The following is a 10,572-nucleotide window of genomic DNA, read 5'->3' on the forward strand; positions in this document are numbered from 1 at the left end:
CTGCGGGAAGCCCCGCTGCCAGGGTGGCGTGAAGCGAGGCGAGCAGCCGGCGCGCGGCGCCGGGGCGGTCCTTCCACCAGCCGTCCGGCCGGGAACCGACCACGTTCGCCGCGTCGACCACAAGCACCGGCGGGTGCTCCAGCAGCGTGCGGAGCCGCGGCCAGGCCTCGCCGAAGTGCGGATGCAGCGGCAACTGGTCGACCTCGTCCAGGGGGACCCAGGCTAGGGCCAAACTCTCGGCGTCGGTGATTTCCGGTTCGAACGGGCGAACGGTCCTGGCGGCGGCGGTTGTGTAGGACCAGAAGCCCAGGTCAAGGACGGTGGTGAACAGCGGCGCCAGCGCGTCGAGTGGGACGTCGGCTTCCTCGTTGGCCTCGCGCAGGGCGGCATCGACGGCCGGTTCGTCCTGATGCCTCGCCCCGCCGGGAATTCCCCAGGTGTCGCCGAAATGGCTCCACTTGGCGCGGTGCTGGAGCAGGATGCCGCGCTCGCGGTCCACCGCCAGCAGCCCGGCGGAGCCGAACCGGCCCCACATCCGGGTGCCGTCCGGCCCCTCCACCCAGGCGTCGCCGGGATCGCGCGGACCGTGGAATGGCGGCGGGGTTTCAGTCATGATTCCAGCTTGCCACGGTCGGAGGGCGGGGTCAGGTGGAAGCGAGCGACAGAGCCGCGGCTCCGCCAGCCGACGGGGCTACCCGGCTTCACAGTCGTCGCGGCAACTGCTGCCCGGACACGAGTCGATAGGATGGGCTCAGAGGCAACGCCTTCGAATCCGTATCGCTAGCCAAGGAGTCAGCATGCCCGTTGCAACCCCTGAGATCTACGCCGACATGATTGACCGTGCCAAGGCGGGCGGCTTCGCCTACCCTGCGATCAACGTGACCTCCTCGCAGACCCTCAACGCTGCGCTGCAAGGTTTCGCGGACGCCGGGTCCGACGGCATCATCCAGGTGTCCACCGGCGGCGCCGCCTACTGGTCCGGTGCCGGGGTCAAGGACATGGTTGCCGGCTCGCTGGGCTTCGCCGCCTTCGCCCGCGAGGTGGCCAAGAAGTACCCGGTCAACGTGGCGCTGCACACCGACCACTGCCCGAAGGACAAGCTGGACGGCTTCGTGCTGCCGCTGCTGGCCGAGTCCGAGGCCGCGGTGAAGCGCGGCGAGGACCCCATCTTCCAGTCGCACATGTGGGACGGTTCGGCCGAGACGCTGGAGGAGAACCTGCGCATCGCCGAGGACCTGCTGGCCCGCACCGCCGCGGCCAAGATCATCCTGGAAGTGGAAATCGGCACCGTCGGCGGCGAGGAGGACGGCGTCGAAAACGAGATCAACGAAAAGCTCTACACCACGGTTGACGATGGCCTGAAGACCATCGAGGCACTCGGCGCGGGGGAGAAGGGCCGCTACATCACCGCCCTGACCTTCGGCAACGTGCACGGCGTGTACAAGCCGGGCGGAGTGAAGCTGCGCCCCGAGCTGCTCAAGCAGATCCAGGCCGAGGTCGGAGCCAAGATCGGCAAGACCAATCCGTTTGACCTGGTCTTCCACGGCGGCTCCGGCTCCTCCGAGCAGGAGATCGCCGACGCCGTTGCGTACGGCGTCATCAAGATGAACGTCGACACCGATACCCAGTACGCCTTCACCCGCCCGGTCGCCGGCCACATGTTCAGCAATTACGACGGCGTGCTGAAGGTGGACGGCGAGGTCGGCAACAAGAAGGCCTACGACCCGCGTGTCTGGGGCGCCGCCGCCGAGAAGTCGATGGCCGCCCGGGTCGTCGAGGCCGCCGAGCGCCTGGGCTCGGCCGGAAAGTCGGTGAAGTAATGACCGAACCCTTCCGCACCAACCTGCTGGGCCCGGAGCCGACCTACCTGCCGGAGGAGACCGACGTCTTGGCCCGGCTGGAAGCCGGCGACGAAGCCTTGGACCTGGCCGCGAAGTTCCCCACGTCCTCCCTGGTCTGGGCGATCCTCGCCGACGAGGCGTACTCCGAGGGGCGGACCATCGACTCGTACGCCTACGCCCGCGTGGGCTACCACCGCGGCCTGGACGCCCTGCGCCGGGCGGGCTGGCGCGGAGCGGGCCCCATCCCCTGGGAGCATGAGCCCAACCGCGGTTTCCTGCGCGCGCTCTACGCCCTGGGCCGCGCCGCCGGAGCGATCGGCGAGGCGGAAGAAGTGGACCGGATTGGCAAGTTCCTGGCCGACTCGGACCCGAACGCCCGGGCGGCCATCGAAGGCGCCTGATCTGCAATAAATCTTTCGGGTGGAAACGGGAGCTCGCCGCACGGCAGCTCCCGTTTTCAGTGCCCGGGTGGTGGCTGCCCTGCCTCCTCCAGCCCGTCGGGCACTTTCCTGCCGACCCGTTGTTGGGCATGATGCAAACATGGGAGCAGGCAGCGGCGGCACGGCCACAGGATCAACGGAAGGAGCCGGGGCGTGAGCGGATCGGAGACCATCGACGAGTACCTGGGCCGGCTCGGTTCCAATCAGCCGACGCCCGGCGCCGGAGCGGTCGGAGCGATCCACGCGGCGCAGGCGGCGGCGCTGATCGGCATGGTGACGCGGTTTACCGAGCGGAGCGCGGCGAAGAACAACGACGACGGCGGCGCCTCCGCAAGTGCGGCGCGCGACGACGGCGGCTCCTTGGGCTCGGCGCACAACGACGGCGGTGCCTCCTCAGGCACGGACCGCAGCGGCCGCTCCACAGGCTCAGCCCGCAACGACGGCGGTGCCTCCGCCGGCTCCGGCGCGGATCCGGACCTGGAGGCCATACTGGCCGAGGCCGGCGAACTGACCCGGGCGGCGGTGCACGCGGCGGTGTCCGACGAGGAGAAATTCCGCAGGGTCGTTGACTGCTACAAGCTCCCCAACTCAACAGACGACGAGCGCAGCCGTCGCAGCGCGGCCATCCGGGAGTCGCTCGTGGAGGCGACACTCCCGGCGAGGGCCCAACTGGACTTGGCCTCCGCCGTCGTGCGTCTGGGCACAGAGTTGGTGGGCGTGTGCAATCCAAACGTGCTGAGCGACATTGCCGTGGCCGCCGAAGCGGCGCGAGCCGCCGCGGCGACGGCGCGGATCACGGTCGAGGCCAACCTGACGTCTATCCGGGAGGAATCCATCCAGGAGTCGCTGCAGGACCACACGCGGAAGGCGGACGACGTGGTGCGCCGTGCCGAGGAGTTGGCGGCGTCGGTCCGGCGCCGCGTCCTGGACTAAACGAGCGACATCGACAGCGCAACCCCGCCGCGCATGACGGAGCGAGGCCCCGGCTACGCCTCCTTCATGCTGGCGATTTGAAGGAGGTTGCCGCAAGTGTCGTCAAACACGGCCGTGACGACCGGTCCCATGTCGGCGGGCTCCTGCACGAACTGCACTCCCAGCGCCGACAAGCGCTCGTACTCGGCTTGCACGTCGTCCACCCCGAAGCTGTTGAAGGGGATGCCGTCGGCGACCAGAGCTTCCTTGAACGGCTTTACCGCCGGATGGCCGGACGGTTCCAGGAGCAGTTCCACGCCGTCCGGGGCCGAGGGTGAGACAACAGTCAGCCAACGGTCGTCGCCTACGGGCACATCGTTCTTGAGCTGGAACCCCAGCTTCTCGGTGTAGAACTCCAGGGCTTTCTGCTGGTCGTCAACAAAGACGCTGGTGGTGGTGATGATCATGGTGATTCCTTAGAAGACGGCGGGAGATGGGCTAGCCATTCCCTCGCAGGTGTGAGCGGGGCAGTATTCAGATGGTGGACGGTAGTGCGTCCACGATTGCTGGCGGTCACCAAGCCGGCCTCTCGCAGGATCGCGAGGTGCTTGGTGACAGCCTGACGGGTGATGGTGAGATGGTGGTTGTTGATCAGGCGCACGGTCAGCTCGAACAGCGTCTGGTCGTTGTGCGCGGCCAGCTCGTCCAGCAGGATCCGCCTAGTCGGATGACTTAAGGCTTGGAAGACCGTGTCCACCCGTCCATAATAGGCAACCCGCAGGTTGCCAATCAAGGGAGCATGTTTTCTGGGCGCCGGGCCCGCGTGGTCTTTTGCCGCGGCAGCCGGGCAGGCATGATGCAGGTATGGGTGCGACCACGGCATTCACGGCCTCCGAGCAGGTCTTTGTGCCGCCGGCGCGGGCCTGGGCGCTGTTGACGGATTGGGCCGCTGCGCCCGCATGGATGCCCGGCGTGAACGAGATGCACGCCGAGGGGCCGCTGGCGGTTGGCCAATCCATCAGCTTCCGTTCCCAGGGGCACGACCGCAGCAGCACGGTGACCGAGCTCGACGTCGGCCGCAGCATCACCATCACCTCCTCGCAGGGGGACGTGCGGGCCGACTACCGCTACGAGTTGGACGGCGACGGCGGCGCGACCCGGCTGACGCTGACCGCCGACGTCGTGGTCAGCGAGGAATTGGCCGCCATGGCAGAACAGATCCGGCGGGCCATCGCGGAGGCTGATTCCGGCCAGCTGGCCCGCTTCAAGCGATTTGCGGAAGCTGCGCCGTGATCCCGGTCGTGTCCTTCGCGGGAGCCGCGCTGACTCCGGTCGTGGGCTGCGATGGAGTTGCTCCGCGATCCCGAAAGCCGCTGCGGAAGCTTCGCCGTGATCCCCGCGAAGCCCTTTGCGGGAGCCGCGCGCCGACCCTGCTGCCGTCCACCCGGCGTCCGGCTCAGTAGAATCGACTGCTGGGACCGCTTGAAAGGACTGCGTTGGCCAAGCTCTACTTCCGCTACGGGGCGATGAACTCCGGCAAATCCACCGGACTGCTCCAAGTAGCCTTCAACTACGAGGAGCGCGGGCAGCGCGTACTGCTGGCCAAGCCGCAGATGGACACCAAGGGGGACAGCAAGATCGTCTCCCGGCTGGGCATGGCCCGGGACGTGGACTTCCTGATCCGTTCGGGTGAATCCGTGCGCGAACACTTCGGCCGGGTGGCCGCGGGCGAGGACCCCGAAGCCCTCCTGGAACATGTGGACGTGCAGCCGGTGGCGTGCCTGCTGGTGGACGAGGCCCAATTCCTGGAACCGGAACAGATCGACGACCTGTTCCGCATCGCGGTGATGGACAACGTGCCGGTGCTGGCCTACGGCATCCGCACCGACTTCCGCACCCAGGCCTTCCCGGGGGCGCGGCGGCTCCTGGAAATCTCGCACTCCCTCGAGGAACTGAAGACCATTTGCCGCTGCGGGCGCAAGGCAGTCTTCAACACGCGCCGCGTGGGCGGGGAGATTGTGTTCGACGGCGAGCAGGTCGCCATCGACGGCGAGGACGTCTGGTACGAATCGCTCTGCGGCACCTGCTACCTCGAGGCCTCCGGCGGCGCGCTCTAGCGTTCGGCGGCAGCCGCCGCGGTCCACGGGCAGAGCCGGGCAGCGGAGGATCTGCGTGAGCGGGCACGTGTCGGCGAAGCCCCGGGTCACGTGCCGGCTGGAATATCCAGCCGTTCGGCAAGCCCGATCGCGTTGAACGGTGCGTGGACCTTGACGTCGTTGTCGAAGTACACGTAGGCATCCCGGCCCGCGCCGTCGGGGCAGCCCGAACCGTCCAGCCATCCGGTGACCATCGAGGCCAGCCGGTCCAGGTCTGCGTCCCGGTAGCCGCTGACGTAGAGTTCGTCCTTTCCGTGCAGCCGGACGTAGGCGAAGTCGGCCGTGATCTCGTCCAGCATCGGCCACTTTCCGGCGCTGTCGGCCAGCACCAGGGCCGTGTTGTGCCGGCGCAGCTGGTCGTAGAACTCCTCGTTGATGAACGTGGTGCTGCGGATCTCGAGGGCGTGGCGCAGCGGCCGGTCGGCGCCGTCGTCGGGGATCCAAGTCCTGTCCTTCATCAGTTCGGTGTGCCCGGCGGCCAAGGCGGCGGCCGCGTTCGTGCTGCGCGGCAGCTGGACCAGGAACTTTTCCATCACCTCGGCGTCGTAGTTGGCGCGTTCGGGCAGCTGCCACAGGAACGGTCCGAGCTTTTCGCCCAGGCCCAGGATTCCCGATGCGTAGAAATTCGCCAAGGCGTCCCGGACGTCCTTCAGGCCCTTCATGTGGGTGATGTACCGCCCGCCCTTGACCGCGAACACGAAGTCCGGAGGCGTCTCGGCGTGCCACTGCCGGAAGCTGGAGGGGCGCTGCAGCGAATAGAACGTGCCGTTGATTTCGACTGAATTCAGGTGGCCGGAGGCATACTCCAGTTCGCGGCGCTGGGGCAGGCCCTTTGGGTAGAACGTGCCGCGCCAGCGCGGGTATCGCCAGCCGGAGATGCCGATCCGTGCCATCGGTTGAGAGGCGGCCATGTCCCGCACGCTACCCGGCCCCGGCGGCGCAAGCCAGAGCAAGCCGCGCTCCGCCGTCGTGCCGTGGGGCGTTGCGCATCCTTGAAGCGCTGCCGCAACCGGGCACGAGAGCCATGGCCTCATCGAGTGGCGAGAAGATGCAGCCAAACGGCCGGTTTCGCTGCATCTTCTCACCACTCGAAGCTGGCGTCCCGGTTTCGCCCTCGAGCGACGTCGGGTCCGGGGAGTTGGAGGGCTGCGGCCGCGTCCCGGTTTCGGTCCTCGAGCGACGTCGGGCCCCAGGAGCCGGAGGGGCTACGGCCGCGTCCCAAGAGCGGCCGGTCGAGCGACATTCCGCTCCCAGGAGCCGAAGGGCCCGCCACCGCCCACCGGTTTCGGCCCCAAAACCGCATCCGACCGCGCGGATTCCGGTCGACTGAGGCCCATCCGCTAAACTTGGCGGGTAAGAGCCCCAAATACTCCATCCGGAGTGAGGGGCGTTCTCATGCGCGGCAGCGGCTCCTTGATGTGCAGTCTGTCCGGGGCTTCCGCCGCATCGAATGGGGGAGGATCCCATGCCAGCAATTGTGATCGTCGGAGCCCAGTGGGGCGACGAAGGAAAAGGCAAGGCTACCGACCTGCTCGGCGGCCGCGTGGATTACGTGGTTAAGCCCAACGGCGGCAACAACGCCGGGCACACCGTCGTCGTCGGCGGGGAGAAGTACGAGCTGAAGCTGTTGCCGGCCGGCATCCTTTCCCCCAACGCCACTCCGATCATCGGCAACGGCTGCGTGGTCAATCTGGAAGCCCTCTTCGAGGAGATCGACGGGCTCGAGGCCCGCGGCGCGGACACCTCGCGGCTGCGCGTCTCCGCCAACGCCCACCTGGTGGCCCCGTTCCACCAGACCATGGACAAGGTGACCGAACGCTTCCTGGGCAAGCGCGCGATCGGCACCACCGGCCGCGGCATCGGCCCCGCCTACATGGACAAGGTGGCCCGGCTGGGCATCCGCGTGCAGGACGTGTTCGACGAATCGATCCTGCGGCAGAAGGTCGAAGGCTCGCTGCGGCAGAAGAACGAACTGCTGGTCAAGGTGTACAACCGCCGGGACGTGCACGTGGAAGAGGTCGTCGAGTACTTCCTCTCCTTCGCCGAGCGGCTGCGCCCGATGGTCATCGACTCCACCTACGTGCTGAACAAGGCGCTGGACGAGGGCAAGGTCGTGCTGATGGAGGGCGGCCAGGCCACGTTCCTGGACGTGGACCACGGCACCTACCCGTTCGTGACCTCATCCAACCCGACGGCCGGCGGCGCGTCCGTGGGCTCGGGCATCGGCCCCACCCGGATCAACCGTGCCGTGGGCATCATCAAGGCGTACACCACCCGCGTGGGCGCCGGGCCGTTCCCCACTGAGCTGTTCGACGACATGGGCGAGTACCTGCAGAAAAAGGGCGGGGAGTTCGGCGTGAACACCGGCCGGCCGCGGCGCTGCGGCTGGTACGACGCCGTGCTGGCCCGCCACGCCGCCCGGGTCAACGGCTTCACGGACTACTTCGTGACCAAGCTGGACGTCCTCACCGGCATCGAACAGATCCCGGTCTGCGTCGCCTACGACGTGGACGGCATCCGGCACGACGAGATGCCGATGACCCAGACCGAGTTCCACCACGCCAAGCCGATCTTCGAGTACTTCGAGGGCTGGACCGAGGACATCACCGGCGCCAGGACCCTGGACGACCTGCCCGAGAACGCCCGCAACTACGTGCTGGCGCTCGAAAAGCTCTCCGGCACCCGGTTCTCCGCCATCGGCGTTGGCCCCGACCGCGACCAGACCATCGTGGTGCGGGACCTGATCAGCGAATAGCAGGACCAACGACGGCGGTGCGTCGGGTGCGCCGTCGGGCCCTCACCGCTGGATGACGACGGCGGGGCACGGGGCTAAGGCCTCAACGGGCACCATTAGCTGACGACGGCGGGGCACGGGGCTAAGGCCTCAACGGACACCAATAGATGACGACGGCGGGGGCGCGGGCAGCGATGTCCGCGCCCCACTCTGCGCCCGCCTCGGGCCGCGGATCGCCGACGCCATCCCGGCCGACCCATGAGTGCCCGGATCTGCCCTGCTTGCTGCGGGATGCCTTCGCGGCAAGCGCGCCCTTAAGGCCCGCCGCCTGTCGCAGGGCAGGGTCCCGGCGTAACATGCTCGTCATGGCGGACGACGAACTTCTCCACCGCACGGCCGAGCTGGCGGCAAAATACCTGCAATCCCTGCCCGGACGACCGGTGAAATCGGGGCTGGATGTGGATGCCCTGCGCCGCGAGCTGGCGGGAGAGCTGCCGCGGCAGGGCGAAGATCCGCAGGCGGTCATTGAGCACCTGGCCGACGTCGGCGGGCGGGCCGCCGTGGCGATGGCCGGTCCGCGTTACTTCGGCTTCGTGATCGGCGGCGCCCAGCCCGCAGCGCTCGCCGCCGACTGGCTGACCTCCACCTGGGACCAAAACGCCGGGCTGTATGTGGCCGGTCCGGCCGCCTCAGTAGTGGAAGAGGCAGTGGGCGCCTGGCTGCTGGACCTGTTCGGGCTGCCCGCGGATTCCGGCTTCGGCCTGGTGACCGGCTGCCAGATGGCCCACTTCACCTGCCTGGCTGCGGCACGGACGGCGGTGCTGGAACGGATGGGCTGGGACGTGGTGGGCGACGGCCTGTTCGGCGCGCCGGAGATCGCCGTCGTCGTAGGGGAAGAAGCCCACAGCACCGTGCTGACCGCGCTGCAGTACCTGGGCCTGGGTCGCCGCAGGGTCTACTCGGTGGCCACCGACGCGCAGGGCCGCATCACGCTGGACTCGCTCGACGCCGTGCTGGACCGGATTCCCGCCGACATGCCGCTGATCGTCAACCTGCAGGCCGGCAATGTGAACACCGGGTCCTTCGATCCCATCCGGCCGGCGGTGGACCGCGTACGACGGCGGGAGGGCGCCTGGGTCCACGTCGACGGCGCGTTCGGGCTGTGGGCAGCCGCCAGCCCGGAGCACCGGCACCTGCTGGACGGCGTGGACCTGGCCGACTCGTGGGCCACCGACGCGCACAAGTGGCTCAACGTCCCGTACGACTCCGGCGTGGCCATTGTCCGCGACGCCGAAGTGCACCAGCGCACCATGTCCCCGTCCCGCAGCGGAGCCGGTCCCATGCCGGAGAGCAGGTCCGTGGCCGCCGATCCCATCAGGGTCTCGGCCACGATGCCGCCGGCCACCGCCAGGTAATACCTGAGCCCGGACGCGGCGGGGGCGATCTCCAGCCGCTGGCCGGCACGGACGCGGAAGGGCCGGTAAAGATTCGGTTGGTCCTTCCGCGGCCGGCCGGGGCCCGGGGACTTCGCCGCCGCGCTTCCCGGGCCCGTCACCGAAAGTTTGCCCGAGGCCCCGGTCACCGCCACCACGGTGTCGGCGTCGAACCGCAGCACAGCGCCGCCCAGCAGCAACTCCAGTCCCGCCGCGGTGTCAGGGTTTCCGACCAGGCGGTTGGCCGTGCGCAGTGCCCGGTTATCCAGTGCGCCGGACGGGCTCAGCCCGATCGCGGCATGACCCGGCCGGCCGAGGTCCTGCACCAGGAGTTGCGGTCCCGCCGTGACCACGGTGATCACCGGCTACACCGCCCTGAACCGCACGCGCGTTCCCGGCGCAATCAGCGCCGGCCACTCCCGCGCGGCGTCCCACAGCCGCTCATCGGTCCTGCCGATCAGCTGCCAGCCGCCGGGCGACGCGGAGGGGTAGATGCCGGTGAACTCGCCCGCCAAACCCACCGACCCGGCCGGCACCCGGGTCCGCGGTTCGGCCAACCGCGGTACCTGCAGCGGGTTCCCGGGTGCCACCAGGTAGGCGAAACCCGGCGCGAAGCCGGTGAAAGCGGCAATCCATTCGCACTGCTGGTGGCGCCGCACGACGTCCGCCTCGCTCACGCCCAGGATCCGCGCCACCGCCGGCAGATCCTCCCCCGAGTAGTCCACCTCGACCGTGACCTCGTCCCCGGTGGTGCGTGCGCCGCCGTCGTGCGGCGGGGTCTGTTCCAGCCAGCGGCGGACGACGGCGGCGGCCGCCGGGTCGTCGAAGGTCGCCAGGATGGTGCGGGCCGCGGGAACCAGCTCCGTCACGCCTGGCAGCGGCGCAACCGAGAGTGCGCTGTAGTGCGCCAGGACGTCGTCGAGGGTGTCGAATTCGGCGAGGAGGGCGCCCGCACCGAAGGGCAGGATCCGCACCCTACCGTCCTGTGGTGCGGGGCCCGGAGGGAGAGGGAACGGGTGCCGCGCCGGTGGCGCGGGGACCCCCGGCGGCGGGCGG

At 68.9% G+C, this 10,572-nt stretch carries 12 protein-coding genes and 1 pseudogene; 7 read left to right on the plus strand and 6 right to left on the minus strand.

The window, feature by feature from the left end; all coding sequences use genetic code 11:
* Positions 1–613 (minus strand): NUDIX domain-containing protein (locus AC5RUJ_RS05790; protein ID WP_494155663.1); only part of this gene is annotated, 613 nt, incomplete at its 3' end.
* 184 nt (positions 614–797) lie between these two features.
* On the opposite strand from AC5RUJ_RS05790, the gene fbaA reads away from it, so the two are divergent.
* From fbaA to AC5RUJ_RS05805, 3 genes are all read left to right on the plus strand, one after another.
* On the plus strand, positions 798–1,820 hold the full coding sequence (fbaA, locus tag AC5RUJ_RS05795; RefSeq protein WP_493977221.1) for a class II fructose-bisphosphate aldolase: 1,023 nt from the start codon (positions 798–800) through the stop codon (positions 1,818–1,820).
* Positions 1,820–2,242, plus strand: a complete 423-nt coding sequence (locus tag AC5RUJ_RS05800; protein ID WP_494002017.1) for a DUF3151 domain-containing protein — start codon at positions 1,820–1,822, stop codon at positions 2,240–2,242. The genes fbaA and AC5RUJ_RS05800 overlap by 1 nt, the downstream gene beginning before the upstream one ends.
* A gap of 192 nt (positions 2,243–2,434) precedes the next feature.
* Entirely contained in the window at positions 2,435–3,214 is a 780-nt protein-coding gene (locus AC5RUJ_RS05805; protein ID WP_494128908.1) for a cyclodeaminase/cyclohydrolase family protein, read from the plus strand.
* A gap of 53 nt (positions 3,215–3,267) precedes the next feature.
* On the opposite strand, the gene AC5RUJ_RS05810 is transcribed toward AC5RUJ_RS05805, so the two are convergent.
* The gene (locus tag AC5RUJ_RS05810) at positions 3,268–3,660 is read right to left on the minus strand and encodes a VOC family protein (protein WP_494128909.1); all 393 of its coding nucleotides are present in this window, start codon (positions 3,658–3,660) and stop codon (positions 3,268–3,270) included.
* Positions 3,657–3,986: an ArsR/SmtB family transcription factor gene (locus AC5RUJ_RS05815; protein WP_494128910.1), complete on the minus strand. Its 330-nt coding sequence runs from the start codon at positions 3,984–3,986 to the stop codon at positions 3,657–3,659. Before AC5RUJ_RS05815 ends, AC5RUJ_RS05810 begins: the two co-directional genes overlap by 4 nt.
* 71 nt (positions 3,987–4,057) lie before the next feature.
* Between AC5RUJ_RS05815 and AC5RUJ_RS05820 the strand changes: the two genes are divergently transcribed.
* Both AC5RUJ_RS05820 and AC5RUJ_RS05825 read left to right on the plus strand, forming a co-directional pair.
* Complete coding sequence (locus AC5RUJ_RS05820) at positions 4,058–4,486, plus strand: SRPBCC family protein (RefSeq protein WP_494128911.1); 429 nt, start codon at positions 4,058–4,060, stop codon at positions 4,484–4,486.
* Positions 4,487–4,689: 203 nt separating this feature from the next.
* Complete coding sequence (locus AC5RUJ_RS05825; RefSeq protein WP_494128912.1) at positions 4,690–5,310, plus strand: thymidine kinase; 621 nt, start codon at positions 4,690–4,692, stop codon at positions 5,308–5,310.
* An 86-nt stretch (positions 5,311–5,396) separates the two neighbouring features.
* Here the strand turns inward: AC5RUJ_RS05825 and AC5RUJ_RS05830 are convergent, their stop codons facing one another.
* Positions 5,397–6,260, minus strand: coding sequence for a DUF72 domain-containing protein (locus tag AC5RUJ_RS05830; RefSeq protein WP_494128913.1), 864 nt, complete (start codon positions 6,258–6,260; stop codon positions 5,397–5,399).
* Between the two features lie 554 nt (positions 6,261–6,814).
* On the opposite strand from AC5RUJ_RS05830, the gene AC5RUJ_RS05835 reads away from it, so the two are divergent.
* Positions 6,815–8,104: an adenylosuccinate synthase gene (locus AC5RUJ_RS05835; protein ID WP_494128914.1), complete on the plus strand. Its 1,290-nt coding sequence runs from the start codon at positions 6,815–6,817 to the stop codon at positions 8,102–8,104.
* 344 nt (positions 8,105–8,448) lie between these two features.
* A complete protein-coding gene (locus AC5RUJ_RS05840) occupies positions 8,449–9,498 on the plus strand; it encodes a pyridoxal phosphate-dependent decarboxylase family protein (RefSeq protein WP_494155664.1) in 1,050 nt (349 codons plus the stop codon).
* Here AC5RUJ_RS05840 and AC5RUJ_RS05845 read toward each other — a convergent pair.
* A pseudogene (locus AC5RUJ_RS05845) lies at positions 9,411–9,878 on the minus strand (5-oxoprolinase subunit C family protein); the annotation flags it as partial. The gene AC5RUJ_RS05840 and the pseudogene AC5RUJ_RS05845 overlap by 88 nt on opposite strands.
* A gap of 3 nt (positions 9,879–9,881) precedes the next feature.
* A complete protein-coding gene (locus AC5RUJ_RS05850) occupies positions 9,882–10,490 on the minus strand; it encodes a 5-oxoprolinase subunit B family protein (RefSeq protein WP_494128695.1) in 609 nt (202 codons plus the stop codon).
* Positions 10,491–10,572 lie beyond the last annotated feature (82 nt).

Source organism: Arthrobacter sp. Y3223164 (assembly GCF_059091005.1).

What these genes read in the sequence shown, in the direction of transcription:
- fbaA (WP_493977221.1), top strand. Translation starts at nt 798, where the DNA reads ATGCCCGTTGCAACCCCTGAGATCTACGCCGACATGATTGACCGTGCC.
- AC5RUJ_RS05800 (WP_494002017.1), top strand. Translation starts at nt 1,820, where the DNA reads ATGACCGAACCCTTCCGCACCAACCTGCTGGGCCCGGAGCCGACCTAC.
- AC5RUJ_RS05810 (WP_494128909.1), bottom strand. Translation starts at nt 3,660, where the DNA reads ATGATCATCACCACCACCAGCGTCTTTGTTGACGACCAGCAGAAAGCC.
- AC5RUJ_RS05820 (WP_494128911.1), top strand. Translation starts at nt 4,058, where the DNA reads ATGGGTGCGACCACGGCATTCACGGCCTCCGAGCAGGTCTTTGTGCCG.
- AC5RUJ_RS05830 (WP_494128913.1), bottom strand. Translation starts at nt 6,260, where the DNA reads ATGGCCGCCTCTCAACCGATGGCACGGATCGGCATCTCCGGCTGGCGA.
- AC5RUJ_RS05835 (WP_494128914.1), top strand. Translation starts at nt 6,815, where the DNA reads ATGCCAGCAATTGTGATCGTCGGAGCCCAGTGGGGCGACGAAGGAAAA.
- AC5RUJ_RS05840 (WP_494155664.1), top strand. Translation starts at nt 8,449, where the DNA reads ATGGCGGACGACGAACTTCTCCACCGCACGGCCGAGCTGGCGGCAAAA.